We start from the raw sequence: 17,596 nt of genomic DNA, 5'->3' as shown, positions 1-17,596 counted from the left end.
TGGTTTGTAAGGCAATTATCTATGTATATCTTGCCTTACAGATTTTTTTTGGCTCACTTTTTCAGTGCCATTGGACTCTAGTCCTCTCTTTATCAATAAAGTTTTCTAGATGTAGGGTGCGTCAACGCTGATATTTGAGGAAGCTCAAACAGTTGGTTTTTGGGGCACCCTACAATAAATTCTGCTACTTCATTAAAGCAGCGCCGCGGTTGTAAAGTTCGCGCGCGTAATCAGTCCAAGTTCCCTGTCCCCAATAGCGGAAACAGCTTGTTTGCACCAACAAATTGTAAAGCAAAGCTTGCTGGTATTCAAACTGCTTAGTAACTGCCGCATCTTGCTGCACCAGCGGGTCGTATTTTTTGTGAAATGCAGCGCTGAGTAGATTCATCGGTTCCAAGACATTTTCGTAGCCTTTCACCCAACTCAAATCGTTAGTCCAAGAAGCACCATCCATGTGAAAATTATGGTCGGTTTGCTTGAGTTGGGCGATCGCTCTTTCCACCTTTTCCGGTGTAGCACTATCACGATCGACTAACTGCCAGATTTTGTGCTGGTTAATCCCCTGACAAACAGGATAATCATCAGGATTAACGCCCGCCGCTTCAATTATCTCCAAATATTCAGTGCCGTTTAAACCAACAACACCGGATTTTCCCCCGCCTTGTTCGCGGTTTTCGTGCCAAGCTTTGACAAAAGCGCTGGGAAATTCATTCATCATCACGCCGCCATTTTCGCCGTCGGCAATCTGAGTAACTAAAGAAGGAATTGTGATATTGCCAATTTGCTGCTTATTGCGTCCTTTTGCTTCGTAATACGGCTGCATTTGACCGACCAACTTCGTATCCGAACCTTGGGTTTTAATCAAAGCAGTAATACTGATTGTTTCCCCGCGAGAATTGCGAGCAACTAAACGGTTGGGAATATATTTTTGGTCTTGCGACAATCCCGATCCGTCGGGATTTTCTACAGAATGTTCCTGCACCATCAGCCAGCGATAGCCGCATTCTTTCAAAGCTTTGATGTATTCGTAAAGTGTATCTGGGTGATTGGGAAAGTGCATTTCTGGGGGCGAAAAACCTTTAACGCGCTTCAGGGCATCAATGCCAAAAATGGCTGCGAAATGATGTTGCCATGCTTGAATTTGGAGTTTGATGTCGGGAATGGGAGTTGAGGGAATGACGGCGTGACTCCACATTGTCCCCAGCCATTCTACATGAGGTTGATATTGAGGATCGCAGGTAATCCGCTTGAGATTATCAAAGATATCGTCGCGTCCCATTTGGCGTAATCCCCACAATAAGTTGCCCGAATAGTCGAGCATAATTCGCGGGTTGCAGCCTTCGGCAATCAGTTGGGGAATAAATTCTCCCATACGGGAATAGCACCAAGCAAAGACTCCGGCGTTGTGATTGTCTCCTTGGTTGGGATGTTCAAACATATGCTGGAGATTGCAGATTAGTTCGCCGTTTGCACCCGCAGGAATTGTCGGTTGGTGCATATGGAGGGCGCAGGCGAATCCGGCTTGAATGTTTTCGAGGCGCAGATTTGTGGTAGGTAGAAAGATTGGTTCGTTGCTATTGGCTGCGGCACTGATTTCTGCTTCGGAGCCGCAAATGTTGGGCAATCCTGAGTTGATTTCTTGTAAAATCGGTAAATTGGGAGATTGTGCGATCGCAGGCATAAATTTTTCTCAACAATTGTGGAGGGGCGCTGTCTGCTATTGCTAATATAGCTAGATAATTTAACAGTAGCAGAGGATGTCTGCCAAAGATAAATTTCACCGGATAAATCCGGGATTGCGACAGCCCCAAATCACGGGTCAAATGTTTAACACATTTCACGTAAATAGGCGAGGTAAATTATGAAATACGAAATCAAGGTTTTGGAACCAACAGATTTGTGGTACATCCAAAATAATATCAATCCAGAAACGAACAAGTTTTATCATCCCACTAAGAATATTCCCCTCGTTCAGCAAGCGGAAATTAACTTGAATAATTCCGGAGTGATTATTCAAAAAGGTGCGCTGCATTGGTGTATGGGGAAATTGACTTCCGGTGTTTATAAAACGGATAACCGTTTAAAAGATATGTGGGTATCTTTGACAACGGAAATGGACTACAACGCTCCCGTATATCAAGGAACTGGTACGGTGAAACTGGAACCGAGACAAAAAGGCAATTTCCTGCATTATAGGCCGATCGCTCTGTCGGATGGGGAGCAGTGGGAATTTGATGATGGTGTATTTCAGTTTTGTTCGGACAATGTAGTTATCGGTGCTAAAAAACTGAAATTCCGACAAGTGGCAGCTTCTAATGACGGTAGGTGGAGAATTGCTGTTACAGCTTTGCGCGAGCAAAAAGCTACTGTTATAGCAGCTACAAATTCACCGGCTAAGATTGTCGAACTAAAACAAGGTGAAACTTTGATAGCTGATTGCGATTTAGTAAAAGGATTTACCAAGGGGATTGAAGAAGATTATCGAAAATTAGGTCATTTTGGCAAAGGTGGCGGGGAGGGTTATGTTTGGTTTTATCAGGGGAAAGGTCAATTATTAGTATGTGAAAATGATGCTATGGGTTTGGGTTGAGTTATTCACAGCGACAGGAGATACGATCGCTCAAAAGGAATGGATTTGACAAATTAGTTTGATTTTTGCAAAATCTGGAAACACAGGCGATCGATTACACTTGGGCACATCAGGGACACGGCACTGCCGTGTCCGTAACTGTATTTTAAGCAACAGTCCGATCGCCCAAATCCGTCTCAACATCCGCTATCAGCCCGTATTTTCCCTGTATTCCCAATGGCCGACTTGCTTATCTGCGTAGAAATCATCATAAAATATGGGTGGAAACCCCATCCTTCTAGGACGGCTTTGCATTTTTGCCACAATTTAAGCAGAAAGCTGAGAGGTTTCGCTGTAGAATAGAATATGCAGCGAGACCAATAGAATGTACCTGACTCAAAAGAACCAAATCCGCAATCTAAACAAGTCTGAGTTTTTGGCACTGCGAGAGTTGTGTCGTCTTAGCAAAAATCTCTACAATGTAGGGCTTTACACTGTTCGACAATACTACTTTCAGGAGCGCAAACACTTGCGTTACGAATCTGCCTACCATCTGTGCAAAGAGAACGAGAACTATCGTTTGCTAAACACGGATATTGCTCAACAAACTTTGAAAGTAGTAGACAGAACGTTTCACAGTTTCTATGCCTTGATTAGCGCTGTTAAATCTGGCAGCTATCAACCGAAGGTGAGATTGCCTCACTACTTACCCACAGATGGCTACTTTGTATTGATAATTCCTCGGATCGTGGTTAAGGATGGACGGTTTAATGTACCGATGTCCAATGCTTTCAAGAAGCTGTTTGGAGCGGTATCTATTCCATTCCCGGAGAGACTCAATCCTGAAGCTATCAAAGAAGTTCGGATACATTCTAAGTACAATGCTCGATTCTTTGAAGTCGAGTTTGTTTCCCAGGTTGAACCAGAACCTGTTGAAACAGTCGTTGATAGCGCTCTTTCGATTGATTTTGGATTGGACAATTTGGCTACTTGCGTTGACACCAATGGGGCATCCTTTATTGTGGATGGTCGTAAACTTAAATCTATTAACCAGTGGTTAAACAAAGAAAATGCCAGATTGCAATCTATCAAAGATAGACAAAAGATTGAGCGTCTCACTGAGCGTCAAGCTAGATTGCTTGTCAATCGAAACAATCAAGTTAGGGACTATCTCAACAAAACGGCAAGGCTGATTATTGACCATTGCATTGCCCATAAAATTGAGCGCGTGATTGTCGGGTTCAATTTGGGCATGAAGCAGGAAATCAATATTGGCAGTCGCAACAATCAGAACTTTGTCCAAATTCCTTTTCACACTTTGAGAGGTAAGCTGAAATCGCTTTGTGAGCGTTACGGCTTGCTCTACCTTGAACAGGAAGAATCGTATACAAGCAAGGCTAGCGCTTTGGATGGTGACGATTTGCCCGTCTACAATGCCGACAAACCACCAACTTACCAATTTTCTGGCAAGCGTGTTAAGCGCGGATTGTATCGGACTTGGGAAGGACATTTGATTAACGCTGATTGTAATGGTGCTGCAAATATTGGCAGAAAAAGTAAGCAGAATGGTTTTACCGGACTGTCTAGAGGCTGTTTGGCACAGCCATTACGAATCAAGATCCACGCTTGATTGCGGTTCTTAAGAATCCCTCCGCTTCAGGCAGGGGAGTGTCAAATACTTTGTCAAGTTAAGAAAATATTTTTTTGATTCATCCAGGAGCGAGAAAAAAAAATGTACATTGTACAAATTGCCTCGGAGTGCGCCCCCGTCATCAAAGCAGGGGGTTTGGGCGACGTAGTTTACGGTTTGAGTCGGGAGTTGCAGAATTCCGGTCACTGCGTCGAGATTATTCTACCCAAGTACGACTGCATGAGGTACGACCACATTTGGGGACTTCACGAGGCTTACCGGGATTTGGCTGTGCCCTGGTACGGTGGCGAAATCCTTTGTGATGTCTTGTGTGGCTGGGTGCACGGGCAGTTGTGTTTTTTCATCGAACCTCGCTCTCAAGATAACTTTTTTAATCGTGGCTGTTATTACGGGTGCAATGACGACAATATGCGGTTTGCATTTTTCAGCAAAGCCGCTTTGGAATTTTTGCTCAGAAGCAACAAGCGTCCCGATGTGATTCACTGTCATGATTGGCAAACTGGTTTGGTTCCAGTCATGCTGTTTGAAATTTACAAATACAATTGGATGGAAAATCAGCGAGTCTGCTATACCATTCACAATTTCAAACATCAAGGCATGGGAGGTAGCGATATTTTGAATGCAACGGGTTTGAATCGAGAGGATTATTATTTTGATTACGATCGCCTCCGAGATAACTTTAACCCTTTTGCTATCAACTTTATGAAAGGTGGTATTGTTTACTCGAACTTTGTCACCACAGTTTCGCCACACCATGCTTGGGAAGCTCACCTCGGCGAGTGTGGCTACGGTTTGGGCCACACATTGCATTTATATCAAGATAAGTTTCGCGGGGTGCTCAACGGCATCGATTACGATGTGTGGAATCCGGATAGCGATCGCTATATTCCTCACCACTACAATCAGAAGGATTTGGCAGGAAAAGCGAAAACTAAAAAAGCTTTGCGCGATCGGCTGTTCCTGCGCGATGCTGATAAGCCTATTATTACCTTTATCGGTCGTTTGGACGACCAAAAAGGCGTTCATCTCGTTCACCATGCAATTTATTACTCTCTGAGTAAGGGAGCGCAATTCGTGCTTTTGGGTTCCGCGACGGAAGCGGGAATTAACACGCATTTCCAGCACGAAAAATACTTTTTAAATGACAATCCAGACTGCCATTTAGAACTAGGTTTTAATGAAGAACTGTCGCACTTAATTTATGCCGGTGGGGATATGATTGTGGTTCCCAGTAATTACGAACCCTGCGGGCTGACTCAGATGATCGGGTTGAGGTACGGCACTGTTCCTGTGGTGCGGGGAGTTGGCGGTTTGGTGAATACTGTGTTTGATCGAGATTACGACACCCGCCACCTCCCGGAAGAACGCAACGGTTACGTATTTTATCAAACCGACTACTCGGCTTTAGAGTCGGCGCTCGATCGGGCGATCGGATTGTGGTATGACTATCATGATGAATTTGAAAAACTCATGCTTCAAGGCATGAATTGTGACAATTCGTGGAAATATCCAGCTAAAGACTATGTGGAAATTTACGAGTTAATTAGACACAAATAATCCGTAGGAGGCCAGTGTGCAACTTACTAACTGTAGGTGTGCACTGGTAGCCCGCGTCTTAGTGGCTGTTGAGCCTGGTTGCGAAGTCGGGCATTTGATACATGGCGGTGACGCGAATCGCTTGGGAGATGGCTGTTGCTTTTTTTTGGGCGCGCGAGGTTGTTTAAAGAATCTTTTTAAATTTGGCGTTGCATAATTGCGGCATGATTTGGATTTTTTTTGTGGGATGGGCTCTGTTCGCGCGAAGGCGTGTATTTTCATCGCAGGCGGGACACCCTACAATAATCATGCTCAAATTTAGCAACGCCAAATTTTTGACCTAATCGGCGGGCCATAACACAATACGCTTGGGTTAAGGAAAATTGTAGCGAAAATGTTGGGCGGAGTGAAACGGAGGGTTCGTTCCACGGGCCCAACCTACGCACGATCGGTTTTTTTAGCACTAATTGAACCGTATTGGGCTATAACAAAGTCTTTTCGGAAAAAAACTGCCGGTTGAGCGAAGTCGAGACCGGATTTCTGACCAGCAGTGCGTCAGCCCTAAAATAGTTACGATCTCGATCATCAAATAAGAATTATTTGCATTAATATAGTAAAGCACTGACTATAGATGGCTGTAGAGAGACCATCGTGTCAATTACCAGATGAAAAAATCTATCATTATAGAACAATGAGCATTTCTCGGCGTATTTTTCTTGCCAGTGGTACAGCAATGGCTGTCGTGGCCGTGGGGGAACTAAGCAAAAAAGCCCCTGTCGCAGCCCAAACCGGCACTCTCAACCTTTATTCAGCACGTCACTACGATACTGATAATGAGTTGTACCAAAGCTTCACCAAAAAAACTGGGATCAAGGTTAACCTCGTTGAGGCGGATGCTGACCAACTAATTGAACGGATCAGAAGTGAAGGTGCAAATAGCCCTGCTGATGTTTTCATCACGGTGGATGGTGGACGTTTGTGGCGGGCCAAACAAGCAGGTATTCTGCAACCTGTTTCTTCAACAGTCCTGACATCGGCAATTCCAGCAAGTTTGCGAGATCCTCAAGGTTTCTGGTTTGGTCTATCGCGCCGGGCCAGGGTGATTGTTTATAACAAAAGCAAGGTGAACCCTGCTCAATTGTCAACCTATGAGGCGCTGACAGAACCTCGGTGGAAAGGCAAAATTTTAGTGCGATCGTCCACTAATATCTATAATCAGTCTCTGGTTGGGGCTATGTTAGCAGCTCATGGAGCTCAAAAAACAGAAGCTTGGGCGCGAGGATTAGTCGCTAATTTTGCGCGTCCTCCAGAGGGAAATGATACGGCACAAATCAAGGCTGTTGCTGCTGGGGTAGGCGATCTTGCCATTGTTAATACCTATTATGTAGCTCGCTTAATGAAATCCAAAGATCCAGCAGAACAAGCGATCGCGGCGAAAGTAGGTGTATTTTTCCCCAACCAGCGCGATCGGGGTACCCACGTCAATATTTGTGGTGGTGGTGTAGTCAAAACCTCCCGTAACAAAGCAGGCGCGACCAAATTCTTGGAACACCTAGCCAGTCGCGAAGCGCAACAACTTTTTGCTAGGGGTAATTACGAGTACCCTGTGATTTCAGGTGTGGCGATCGATCCTGCCGTTGCCAGTTTTGGTACATTCAAATCTGACCCTCTCAACCCTGATGTGTTTGGGAAAAATAACCCTGAAGCTTTAAAGATTTCCGATCGCGCAGGATGGAAATAGAGGCTTTTTGAACAAGAAGCTACTCTTTGTGATTCGGCGGTTGAAACCGCCGAATCCAATCAACTTTAATTTTTAATTTTACCATCTGGCATTATAGCGCCTTTCAGGTTTGCCCCTGTCAGGTTTGCCCCCGTCAAATGAGCACTATTTAAGTCAGTTTCACTTAAATTGGCATTACTAAGATTGGCATTATTCAGTTTTGCCCCTCGCAAAAAAGCCCCCTTGAGATTTGCATTACTCAAATCAGCATTTGTGAGATCAGCAGAAAATAAACCTGCTTTTTCCAGAGAAGCACCTTTTAAATTTGCACCTTTGAGATTGACGCTATCGAGTAAGGCTTCATTAAGTTTGACCTTTTCTAGCACAGCCCCTTCTAACTTAGCACCATTGAGATTAGCGCTTGTTAAATCGATGTCACTTAACTTGGTATCAGTTAGGTCACATCCTGGACATTGCTTAGTTTTTTGTAATGTTTCGAGGGGACCTGCGACCTGTTTTTGACATCCAAAGGTGACAAAAACAGTAAGTAGTAAGAAGAAGATTGTGCCAGTAGTGCGGGTAAACATTGGTGAATTTTTATTAATCATCTGGATTTGTAAAGGGATAATGTTAACCTTTAACTGTTAACCGTTAAATCTGTTGAAGACTTGCGCGATCGCGCAATTTTCCAACTTAATAAAATAACCGGTAACATCCCCACTAAAACAATTGCCAATGCTGGGCCAGAAGCTTCAGCCAATCGCTCATCTGAGGCAAGTTGATAAGTTCGCACAGCCAAGGTATCAAAGTTAAACGGTCTAATAATTATAGTAGCAGGTAACTCTTTCATTACATCAACGAATACTAACATCATGGCAGTTAGTAGACCTCCGGTCATCATTGGTGTATGAACTGTAACTAAAGTTTGCATCGGGCTATAACCCAAACTTCTCGCCGCATCATCTAAATTAGGCTTAATTTTGCTCAAACTTGACTCTACCGCATTTAAAGAAACAGCTAGGAAGCGAACTATATAGGCAAATACCAAAGCTGCGATCGTACCACTTAACAACAAGCCTGTAGAAATTCCCCAGTTTTCACGCATCCAACTATCAAATAGATTGTCAAATTTTCCAATGGGAACCATAATCCCCACTGCAATCACAGAACCAGGTACAGCATAGCCCATTGCCGCAACTCTCGTTCCTAACTGCACTCCTAAATTAGGATATAACCGTAACCCATAAGCCATAATCAAGGCAATAACTACGGCTAAAATTGCTGTCAATGTTGCCAAAATTAAACTATGACGGGCAAAGATCCAAAAACGTTCATCTAAAGTGAGTTGCCAATTAGCTAAGGTCAACTTTACTAAAAGACTGGCTGGCAATAAAAAACCCAAAAACAGCGGCATTAAACAAGCAATTACCGCTAAAATTTCCCTAATTCCTTTAAGCTGATAAGTCTGTAATTGGCGATATCGACTGCTAGCTTGATAATATTTAGTCCGACTGCGAGACCAGCGTTCTAGTAAAATTAAACCCAGAACAAATAATAATAGCAGGGCAGCTAATTGATTGGCTGCAATTCGTTCTCCCATGCCAAACCAAGTCCGATAAATACCTGTGGTAAAAGTATCAACTCCAAAATACTGAACAGTTCCATAATCGTTGAGAGTTTCCATCAAAGCCAGTGCTAAACCTGCAACAATTGCAGGTCTTGCCATTGGTAAGGCAACTGTCATAAAACTCCGCCAAGGGCTACAGCCAAGTATTCTACTAGCTTCTAGGGTACAAGTGGATTGCTCCAAAAATGCAACTCGTGTTAATAGGTAGACGTATGGATATAAAACTAAGATTAGCATTAAGATGGCTCCAGGGAGCGATCGCACGTTAGGAAACCAATAGTCTCCATAACTCCAGCCAAAAATATAACGCAAAGCAGTTTGAACTGGACCGGAAAATTCTAAAAAGTCTGTATAAGTATAAGCTAGGACATAAGCTGGGGCCGCTAAGGGTAACAGTAATGCCCATTCAAATATGGGACTGGCCCGAAAGCGACACATTGTTACTAGCCATGCACATCCTACGCCAATCACGACAACACCAAAGCCTACACCGATCATTAACAATAAAGAGTTGACGATATAACGGGTTAAAACTGTATCGGTTAAATGTTGCCATGTATCTTTAGCTTCAAAAAAGATACTGGATAAGACACTGATGACTGGTATGGCGATCGGCAATGCTAAAGTGATGACCGCAAGTGTCCACCCACTAGCGGATAAACCGCGTAACGTCGATAGCCATTGGATTGTCCTGATTCCTGTTTGCTGTAGTGATTTTTGGGAATTTTTCATCGCTAGTAAAAAGTTTAGCTTGCTATTTTATCAGTAGGTGTAAACATTTGTCAAGTCTTTTTGATAATTAATCTCACTAAACTGGTATATTGTAGAATAGTAAGTTGTTGATTATTTATAGCAATAATGGCTCGACCGATAATTCTGCATTTGGATGGTGTAACAAAACAGTATTCCCAAGCTGCATCACCTGCGGTGGCATCTGTCACCCTGACCTTACATCAGGGAGATATACTGGGGTTGTTGGGGCCATCGGGTTGTGGGAAAACAACGTTGCTGCGGTTAATTGCTGGTTTTGAACAGCTACAAGCAGGGACGATCGCCCTAGCAGGGAAAACTGTAGCCAGTGTTAATATGTCAGTCGCGCCGGAACAGCGAGACATTGGTATGGTGTTTCAAGACTATGCACTCTTCCCCCATTTGACTGTCGCGAAAAATGTAGCTTTTGGCTTGACGCATCAAGGAAAAGAGTCAAAGCATCATATTCAGAAAGGTGTCACCGAAGCATTAACGTTGGTGGGATTAGAAGGATTGGAAAACCGTTATCCCCATGAATTATCCGGGGGTCAGCAACAGCGAGTGGCCCTGGCCCGTGCTTTAGCCCCTAGACCTGCGATTATTTTACTAGATGAACCGTTGAGTAATTTAGATGTACAAGTACGGTTAAGATTGCGTCAGGAAGTCCGCGAGATTCTGAAAGCAACGGGAACCTCTGGTGTATTTGTCACGCACGATCGCGAAGAAGCACTTTCGATTTCAGATTGGGTAGCGGTGATGCGTCAAGGCAAATTAGAACAGTTTGGCACTCCAGAGGAAGTTTATCAAGAACCAGCATCTAGATTTGTGGCTGAGTTTGTGACGCAAGCTAATTTTGTGTCGGCATCGTTGAAGCAGGATTTTTGGGAAACAGAAGTAGGTTGTTTTGCTGTTAAAGGAGATTCATTTGTAAAAGTTCCTTGTGATGTTTCTACTGAAGGAGAATTGATGATTCGGCAGGAAGACTTGAGTTTATACTTAGATGAAGATTCGGCTGTTGTGGTTTGCGATCGCCAATTTTTAGGTAGAGAAAATCGTTATTGTTTAAAAACTCCGTCTGGCGAAAAGTTATATGCACTTACAACCACAGGAAATGTTTTTCCCATTGGTTCTAAAGTTCGGTTATCTTGTGGTGAAAATTCTCCCTTAGCTTTCTTTGTCGGTAAGCCTCAGTCCTAGCTAATGGCTAATTGCTAATTGGCGAAAAATCCTCCCCTTCTTCTCTCTTCCTTCTTCCTTATACTGTCTGATAGGTTTTCTGTCTATCGCTGTTGTCAGGGAAGGGGCTAGTCACGATATCCTCTGCTTTTATACCCGCTGCAATCAGCGCTTGGCTTAGACCTTCCTCGAAGTTATCCTCTTCAATTACAACTTGATTATCGACTAAACGAGCATGAAACAGAATCGTGTCAATCCAGCGCTGTTTATCCCAGCCTGTAGCGAGAATCAGAAAGTGACCCGAATCGACATCACAGACGGGGTAAAGCTCGATCGCCTGTAAACTGGGTTGGGCGAGAGTTGCTTCTTGCAGGGTTTTTTTGAGGATGTCTGCATAGCTTAGTGAGTTATCCATTATATGTTATAATACTTAGTTATTCATTATGTTTAGTTGGTAGCCAGCTTTATGAAAAAAATATTTATTGATGCAAACATATACTTGAATTTTTTTGATAGCAACAAGCCGGAGTTAAAAAAATTACTGGATTCCCTTTTGGAGATTAAAGATAGCTTATTTATAGGTTCACAAATTGTCAATGAAGTTAACAGAAATAAACTTGATGTAGCTCAGAGAAGCTTGATCAATCATTTTAATAACCTTTCAAATATTAAACCAATCAATTTACCCGAACATCTAGAAGTGGAAAGCACAAACCTACAAAAATGGAACAGTCAGAGCAAGGAGATATACCAAAAAAACCAAAAGCTCTACAAAGAGCTTGAAGATATCATACACAAAACGCTTGAAGAAATAATGTGTTCCAGTGATAAGGTTTCACAAACTTTTCGCCTTCTTTTTGAAGGTGTTCTCGAAGCATCTGAACATGAAATTCAAGCAGGAAGGTATAGAAGAGAGGTAGGTAATCCACCAGGTAAACCAAATGATCCTTTAGGCGATCAAGTATCTTGGGAGCAATTCAAAAATTGCTCAAGTGATTCAGAAAATATCTGGATTATCACCAAGGATACAGACTACTATACAGCCTTTAAGAAAAAAAGCTATCTAAATTCATTTTTATATAATGAATTAGTTAAAGCTAACACTAACATTGCTACTCCTTCAATTTTTTGTTTTGAAACCTTGGCAGAAGGGTTGAAACATTTCAATGAAAATAGTTTAGAAAAGATTGATAAACTGCCTACAGAAGAGGAGCTTAAAATCATTACTGAAGAGGAACTTTCTGATTCGGCAGCTCAAACAGAAGCCCCAAATCTTTTCTCTATTGTTGAACAAGGGAAGCTTACATCTATGTATTTGCCATCGGGATTCCACTCACCTGGTCATTATATTCAGTACCTTAGAACATATGATTCAGAAGAATTATAACAATGACAACTCTTTGTTCCCAACCTGATTAGGATTTTGTTGAGTAGAAATGACCATACAGTATAACAATCCTGTTGGAGCGGACTATCAAGGGCTCGATGGTATTGAAAAGGTTATTTGCAGCCACTCAACAGGAACGTTACATTTTTACCGACAGGTGAAACCCGATCGCCTACAACCTCTTCCCCTCGCCCGCCTTATTTCCCTAAAGCCTCAAAAAATACAGCAACCACCAAGGCTAAAATCAGATCTGGATCGATCGCCAATATGCCACCAACCCCGTCAGCAACAAATTCCCCTCGCTATCCCACCAGTCTAACCATTGCTGAGTCTGATTTTGATAACTGCCGAACCATAGGCTTAATTGTACTCCCATAAGTTCGATCGGCTAGTGAAGGAAACAATATTACAAAATAAAAGCCTTTCATCCCCCGACTAAAGTCACCGGGATGAAAGGCTTTTGCACGTTTTGACCAGCCTTCAATCTTGTTGTTTTGACAGATTTAAGCTAATTTTATTCAAAGGAAAGTATGTTAATTTTCGGACTTCTGTCCTTGAGCTTCTGGCACAGAAACTTCTGAATCCGGCTGATTCAGAGCCATTTCTAGAGATTTTGTCATCTCGACTGGTTCGGGAGTACGCTTAGAAAATCCCCACACAAACATCAAGACGATACTGGAAATCAGCAGCCATTGCGGAGGAACTAAATCTGGATTAATTACTTTCACTAACAACCGCATTCCCACGAACCCAACTGTGATGTAACCAGCACTTTCTAGGTGAACGAATTCATCCAGCCAGCGGATGAACAACCCGGCCATGAATCGCAGGGCAATAATTCCAATAGTAGCGCCTGTTACGACGATAAAAGTGTCGTCAGAAACAGCGATCGCAGTAGTAACGCTATCCAATGAAAACGCTAAATCCGTAAAAGCAATCATGGGAATTGCTTGCCACACAGTCGCAAATCTGGGCCCGTGATGTTCTCCTTCAGAGTCTGTCTCTGAAGTAAAATGTTGGAAAACAAGCCACAGCAAGTAAAGAGCACCCAGCAGCTCAAACTGCCAGTATTGGATCACCCAAGTAGCCGTTAAAATTAGGGCGATCCGCAGAACAAAAGCAATTATCAAACCCAAGTTGAGAGCTTTTTGCTGATCCTTGGCATCTTCCAAACCTTTAGAAATAGACGCCAGGGCGATCGCGTTGTCAGCCGAAAGTACAGCCTCCAAAGCCACCAAAACCAACAATAATAAAAAGCCGTCAACTCCAAAATTGGGTGAAGCGTCGAGAAATTGATCTAGCATTAACTATTTTGTGCACCTAAGATTGGCAAGGGTCGAGCGCAGCGCAAATTACCCGCTCTGTCTAACGTTAGTGTCACCTTCCTTTAAATCTTAACCTAACGCGGTAATTCTGTGGGAGGCGATCGTCCGAACAACGTCCGAAGGAAGCAGTCCCAGGAAACCAGGAAAAATTCTCCCCCTCCGACACTCAAAAACTGCGCCACTGCGCCACTGCACCACTGCGCCACTGCGCCACTCCTCCCCGGAGGCACCATTTGTGTTGCAAGTTGTAACAAATGATTCCCAAAAGTGCCAATTTGTCTCAAATTGGTGAAAGCTCGTGCCCGCGAAAAGGAGTTTTGCGAATATGTCTTTAACAGATACCCAAGTCTACGTAGCGCTCGTAATTGCTTTGATTCCCGGAATCTTGGCTTTCCGGCTGTCAACTGAACTGTACAAATAGTTTCCAGACACCAGTTGCGAACCGCAAAACGCCTGCCTGAGCAGTTAAATCTCTCGCATTACAGATACAGACAATTGCTGCCCCAGTGCAGTAGATTGTTTGTGTTCCGCAAGACGAGACTGCAAGGGCAGGCATTTTTATGGGAAAATTCCGTCTTCAGGCGTCACCTTTGTCTCAACAATTTTGGCTGTCAGCACCCTGACAAACAGCGGCGAGTGTGCGTTAAGCTCAGAATTTGCTCTTGTGAACTCTAAAACGTCAGTCTCAGGTATTTGAAAAAAAATTATGCAAGCGATTCAACCCACCGTTACCCCACTGCGTCCTGTAAAAAACTCCCCTCGGGTTACTCCTCGTCGCAGCAGCAGCCGCCAGCGTTCCTACCCTCACCAAACCCTCGCGGCCGAAACAGGCGTCAAGTTGGCAGTCAACATGGTACTTTCAGTCTGTGCGACTTCTGCTTTGCTTCAGCTTTGGCCTCACTACCGGGCGGTGCAAGAAAAATTGCACGAAATCCAAGCTGAAGTCAATCTTACCCAAGGGCGAGTAAATCAGTCGCGATCGGACTTTAACCGCTACTTTGACCCTAGTCTTGCTAAAACTGTGATGCAAGAGCAAAGCAACCAAGCTGACCCGCAGCAGCGTCCGGTGATTTTGCAAGAAGTCGAGGTTCCCGACGCCGAGGAATCAACCCCCCAACCTTAAGGGAATGGCTGTTTTGGGTTTTGATATCACGTCCGATGTGCATCATTCTTGTATGTCATTGGTTCGCACAGCGAAGAATGACAGATGAATCTGTCGGACGTGATATCACTTTTGAATAAAAGAGTTTTTAGGATTATTCTTGTCTCTCGTGGCGAAGCAAACGCAGAGACAGACAGACCTGCGTATTGTCACCTATTGCAATCTCAAAACTTCAAACTCAGGCTTATACTGACTTTGCCAGCACGGTTTTTTCTTTCAGTAGTTGCAGTGCAGCTTGATATTGCAAGTCTGCTGCGGTGCCGATTTGATCGCGCGCGATGGGTTCCAAAGGTACTACGCGATCGGGCGAAATCCCCAGCTTGTTAATATCTTTATGGTTCGGTGTCTCGTACTTAGCAACAGTCACGGCCAACCCGGAACCGTCAGACAAATCAAACAGCGACTGAATCAGTCCTTTGCCAAAAGTCTTTTCTCCTACCAGTTGAGCTCTGCCGTTATCTTGCAGCGCACCCGCCAAAATTTCGCTAGCACTGGCAGTTCCCTTGTTCACCAAAACAATCAGCGGATCGTTAGTTAGGGCTTGTCCAGAGGCTTCAAAACTGCCGAGAATGCCCTGTCGGTTCACCGTGTAGACGATCGTCCCGGAATCGAGCCACAGGCGGGCAATTTCAATCCCTGCTTGCAACAGTCCGCCCGGGTTGTTCCGCAGGTCGAGAATGTAGGCGGCGGCTCCTTGTTTTTCCAAGCGGTCGATCGCGTGAGCGACTTCCTCAGTGGCGTTAGCGCTGAATTGACTCAAGCGAATGTAGCCCAGCGGCAAATTCTCCGAGGCCGACTGCAATTCGGCGTAAACCGGATTCAGAGCAATGCGATCGCGCACTAGCTCAATGTCCTCAGCAACGTCCCTTCCCTCGCGCCCCAAGGTCAAGGTAACGGGAGTGCCGATGCGGCCGCGCATTCGAGTTGCTGCTTCGTCTAGGCTCAATTCAGAGGTAGGAGTGCCATCAATTTTTAGAATGCGATCGAGGGGTTCGATACCAGCTTTATCTGCCGGTGAGCCGGCCAAAGGAGCCACCACTGTCAGAGTATTTGTCTGGGGGTCGATCGCAATTTGCAGCCCCACACCCGTCAATTCTCCCGAAGTGTTGACCTGCAAACTGCGGTACTGTTCGGGTTTCAGCAGTCGAGTGAACGGGTCGTCGAGTTTCGCCAGCATCCCCTGAATCGCCGTGTAAGTCTGCTGTCTGTCGTTAAGCGGTTCCTTGACAGCTTTTTGGCGAATCGACCACCAGTTTTGAGAGTTGAAGCTGTCGTCCACATAAGAGCGATTGACAATTCGCCAAGCTTCGCTCAAAAGCTGCTGTTCAGGAGTCAGCGCCGCCGCGGGCTGCGCCCACGCGCCCAGAACCAGGACGACTTGGAGGCAAAGTACAATAGCAATCTGGAAAACTCGTCTGTGCATGATTTTTCTGTAAAATACCAGTAAGTATTACATTTTATGTATTTTAGGTTTGTACGCTGGGAACGCTGTTGCAGATTTAACTCAGATTTGTTTCCCGACGGTCAGTCCCGAAGGCACTCGGATGCTTAGAAAAATCCTCGCCGTAGAACGGCGAGGATTTGTCAACTACAAAATAGCAACTCGTCCAGTCGGTGCCAGCTATGTCCTCACAGGAACCATTAATTCTTGATTTTGCCAAGACAGACGCGATGAAAGTGATTCTCCCGCGCCCTGCAATCCTGTCGAGTCACGGCGCAAAGTGGCAAGGAATTCATGTCGAATATCACTGTCAGCCACCAAACGAATGTCCCGAACACTGTCTCGAACAGCACACGGTTGGCTTGATGCTCAATCCAGCAACACTCAAAGGAACAGTGAACGGGAAAAACTGCGGTAGCGAATCGTGGCAAAGTGGGCAGATTTTCATCGCTGCTGCTGGTACTTATTTCCAAACAGTTGCAGCCGGAAACTATGAATTTATGGCGATCGCTCTTGAACCTACCGACTTCGACAATACAGTTGGCGAATCGATCAATTCAAATTCCATTGAAATTATACCGCAATGGCAAACCCGCGATCCGTTGGTTCACGGAATTGCTTGGGCTCTCAAAACCGAACTGGAATCAGGCGGATTAAACGGTACTCTTTATGTCGATGCACTGAAAAACGCGCTTTCACTGCACATACTGCACCGCTATGGCGCGAAAAAACCTAACCGGCGAGATGTGGGAGGCGGTCTTGACCCCGGTCAATTGCAATTAGTTATTCATTACATTAATGAATTCATAAACCGAGATTTGCACTTAAGTGAACTTGCTAATTTAGTGAACATTAGTTCTTATCATTTCAGCCGTATGTTTAAACAATCGACTGGAGTTACGCCCCATCATTACGTGACCCAGTGCCGAATTGAAAAAGCAAAACAGTTGTTGAAAAAACCGAAGTTATCAATAAAATATATATCCCAGCAAGTGGGATTTTACGACCAAAGTCACTTTAGTAAGACATTCTGCAAAATTGTCGGTTTGACTCCTAAGCAATATCGCGATCGGCTTTAACAAAACTCAAGCCCCTGTCACATTAAAAGCAGTTTGTAGTTGCCAAGTATTTTTGCCTAGGGCTTGCGGGGATTCAGAAACCGGGTTTTTTACCCGTTCGGGAAACCTGTATATTTTGGTACAAAACCCGGTTTTTTTGGTATTTAGGCGTAACTTTTGTCGTATAAAAACCC

General features: G+C 44.3%; 15 protein-coding genes and 1 pseudogene. 9 read left to right on the top strand and 7 right to left on the bottom strand.

Translation table 11 applies throughout. From position 1 onward, the window contains the following. Positions 1 to 184: 184 nt before the first annotated feature. Positions 185 to 1,681, bottom strand: a complete 1,497-nt coding sequence (locus Q5691_RS21195) for a glycosyl hydrolase family 57 (protein WP_333346808.1) — start codon at positions 1,679 to 1,681, stop codon at positions 185 to 187. Positions 1,682 to 1,861: 180 nt separating this feature from the next. On the opposite strand from Q5691_RS21195, the gene Q5691_RS21190 reads away from it, so the two are divergent. From Q5691_RS21190 to Q5691_RS21175, 4 genes are all read left to right on the top strand, one after another. Continuing rightward, complete coding sequence (locus Q5691_RS21190; protein WP_333346805.1) at positions 1,862 to 2,590, top strand: AIM24 family protein; 729 nt, start codon at positions 1,862 to 1,864, stop codon at positions 2,588 to 2,590. A gap of 364 nt (positions 2,591 to 2,954) precedes the next feature. Next, complete coding sequence (locus Q5691_RS21185; RefSeq protein WP_333215375.1) at positions 2,955 to 4,199, top strand: transposase; 1,245 nt, start codon at positions 2,955 to 2,957, stop codon at positions 4,197 to 4,199. Between the two features lie 102 nt (positions 4,200 to 4,301). After that, a complete protein-coding gene (gene glgA, locus Q5691_RS21180; RefSeq protein WP_333215377.1) occupies positions 4,302 to 5,777 on the top strand; it encodes a glycogen synthase GlgA in 1,476 nt (491 codons plus the stop codon). Between the two features lie 670 nt (positions 5,778 to 6,447). Continuing rightward, complete coding sequence (locus Q5691_RS21175) at positions 6,448 to 7,497, top strand: Fe(3+) ABC transporter substrate-binding protein (RefSeq protein WP_333215379.1); 1,050 nt, start codon at positions 6,448 to 6,450, stop codon at positions 7,495 to 7,497. 65 nt (positions 7,498 to 7,562) lie between these two features. Here the strand turns inward: Q5691_RS21175 and Q5691_RS21170 are convergent, their stop codons facing one another. Together Q5691_RS21170 and Q5691_RS21165 are read right to left on the bottom strand one after the other, a co-directional pair. Next, on the bottom strand, positions 7,563 to 8,084 hold the full coding sequence (locus tag Q5691_RS21170; protein WP_333346803.1) for a pentapeptide repeat-containing protein: 522 nt from the start codon (positions 8,082 to 8,084) through the stop codon (positions 7,563 to 7,565). Between the two features lie 29 nt (positions 8,085 to 8,113). Continuing rightward, positions 8,114 to 9,835, bottom strand: a complete 1,722-nt coding sequence (locus Q5691_RS21165; RefSeq protein ID WP_333311681.1) for an iron ABC transporter permease — start codon at positions 9,833 to 9,835, stop codon at positions 8,114 to 8,116. Positions 9,836 to 9,961: 126 nt separating this feature from the next. Between Q5691_RS21165 and Q5691_RS21160 the strand changes: the two genes are divergently transcribed. After that, a complete protein-coding gene (locus Q5691_RS21160) occupies positions 9,962 to 11,050 on the top strand; it encodes an ABC transporter ATP-binding protein (RefSeq protein ID WP_333311680.1) in 1,089 nt (362 codons plus the stop codon). A gap of 58 nt (positions 11,051 to 11,108) precedes the next feature. Here Q5691_RS21160 and Q5691_RS21155 read toward each other — a convergent pair whose 3' ends face one another. After that, complete coding sequence (locus Q5691_RS21155; protein WP_333311679.1) at positions 11,109 to 11,444, bottom strand: element excision factor XisI family protein; 336 nt, start codon at positions 11,442 to 11,444, stop codon at positions 11,109 to 11,111. 51 nt (positions 11,445 to 11,495) lie between these two features. Between Q5691_RS21155 and Q5691_RS21150 the strand changes: the two genes are divergently transcribed. Next, complete coding sequence (locus tag Q5691_RS21150; protein ID WP_333311678.1) at positions 11,496 to 12,416, top strand: PIN domain-containing protein; 921 nt, start codon at positions 11,496 to 11,498, stop codon at positions 12,414 to 12,416. Between the two features lie 277 nt (positions 12,417 to 12,693). On the opposite strand, the pseudogene Q5691_RS21145 reads toward Q5691_RS21150, so the two are convergent. Continuing rightward, positions 12,694 to 12,804 (bottom strand): annotated as a pseudogene (locus Q5691_RS21145) (Uma2 family endonuclease); the annotation flags it as partial. A 145-nt stretch (positions 12,805 to 12,949) separates the two neighbouring features. Next, positions 12,950 to 13,720, bottom strand: coding sequence for a TerC family protein (locus Q5691_RS21140; RefSeq protein ID WP_333311677.1), 771 nt, complete (start codon positions 13,718 to 13,720; stop codon positions 12,950 to 12,952). A gap of 346 nt (positions 13,721 to 14,066) precedes the next feature. Between Q5691_RS21140 and psaM the strand changes: the two genes are divergently transcribed. Continuing rightward, on the top strand, positions 14,067 to 14,162 hold the full coding sequence (gene psaM / locus Q5691_RS21135) for a photosystem I reaction center subunit XII (protein WP_015174804.1): 96 nt from the start codon (positions 14,067 to 14,069) through the stop codon (positions 14,160 to 14,162). Between the two features lie 285 nt (positions 14,163 to 14,447). Further along, a complete protein-coding gene (locus Q5691_RS21130) occupies positions 14,448 to 14,864 on the top strand; it encodes a slr1601 family putative cell division protein (protein ID WP_333311676.1) in 417 nt (138 codons plus the stop codon). Between the two features lie 223 nt (positions 14,865 to 15,087). Here Q5691_RS21130 and ctpA read toward each other — a convergent pair whose 3' ends face one another. Next, positions 15,088 to 16,326: a carboxyl-terminal processing protease CtpA gene (gene ctpA / locus Q5691_RS21125; protein ID WP_333311675.1), complete on the bottom strand. Its 1,239-nt coding sequence runs from the start codon at positions 16,324 to 16,326 to the stop codon at positions 15,088 to 15,090. Positions 16,327 to 16,526: 200 nt separating this feature from the next. Between ctpA and Q5691_RS21120 the strand changes: the two genes are divergently transcribed. After that, complete coding sequence (locus Q5691_RS21120) at positions 16,527 to 17,423, top strand: AraC family transcriptional regulator (RefSeq protein ID WP_333311674.1); 897 nt, start codon at positions 16,527 to 16,529, stop codon at positions 17,421 to 17,423. The last annotated feature ends 173 nt before the right edge of the window (positions 17,424 to 17,596 follow it).

The sequence above is a fragment of the Microcoleus sp. w1-18aA5 genome, from assembly GCF_036701705.1.
Lineage (GTDB): Bacteria > Cyanobacteriota > Cyanobacteriia > Cyanobacteriales > Microcoleaceae > Microcoleus.
Note: the sequence above shows the minus strand (reverse complement) of the source record. Positions and strands in the feature narration are given on the sequence as shown.

Coding starts and splice junctions, on each gene's coding strand:
- Q5691_RS21150 (WP_333311678.1), top strand. CDS start 11,496: ATGAAAAAAATATTTATTGATGCAAACATATACTTGAATTTTTTTGAT.
- Q5691_RS21185 (WP_333215375.1), top strand. CDS start 2,955: ATGTACCTGACTCAAAAGAACCAAATCCGCAATCTAAACAAGTCTGAG.
- Q5691_RS21160 (WP_333311680.1), top strand. CDS start 9,962: ATGGCTCGACCGATAATTCTGCATTTGGATGGTGTAACAAAACAGTAT.
- glgA (WP_333215377.1), top strand. CDS start 4,302: ATGTACATTGTACAAATTGCCTCGGAGTGCGCCCCCGTCATCAAAGCA.
- Q5691_RS21175 (WP_333215379.1), top strand. CDS start 6,448: ATGAGCATTTCTCGGCGTATTTTTCTTGCCAGTGGTACAGCAATGGCT.
- Q5691_RS21130 (WP_333311676.1), top strand. CDS start 14,448: ATGCAAGCGATTCAACCCACCGTTACCCCACTGCGTCCTGTAAAAAAC.
- Q5691_RS21120 (WP_333311674.1), top strand. CDS start 16,527: ATGTCCTCACAGGAACCATTAATTCTTGATTTTGCCAAGACAGACGCG.
- Q5691_RS21170 (WP_333346803.1), bottom strand. CDS start 8,084: ATGATTAATAAAAATTCACCAATGTTTACCCGCACTACTGGCACAATC.
- Q5691_RS21190 (WP_333346805.1), top strand. CDS start 1,862: ATGAAATACGAAATCAAGGTTTTGGAACCAACAGATTTGTGGTACATC.
- Q5691_RS21140 (WP_333311677.1), bottom strand. CDS start 13,720: ATGCTAGATCAATTTCTCGACGCTTCACCCAATTTTGGAGTTGACGGC.
- Q5691_RS21195 (WP_333346808.1), bottom strand. CDS start 1,681: ATGCCTGCGATCGCACAATCTCCCAATTTACCGATTTTACAAGAAATC.
- Q5691_RS21155 (WP_333311679.1), bottom strand. CDS start 11,444: ATGGATAACTCACTAAGCTATGCAGACATCCTCAAAAAAACCCTGCAA.
- Q5691_RS21165 (WP_333311681.1), bottom strand. CDS start 9,835: ATGAAAAATTCCCAAAAATCACTACAGCAAACAGGAATCAGGACAATC.
- ctpA (WP_333311675.1), bottom strand. CDS start 16,326: ATGCACAGACGAGTTTTCCAGATTGCTATTGTACTTTGCCTCCAAGTC.
- psaM (WP_015174804.1), top strand. CDS start 14,067: ATGTCTTTAACAGATACCCAAGTCTACGTAGCGCTCGTAATTGCTTTG.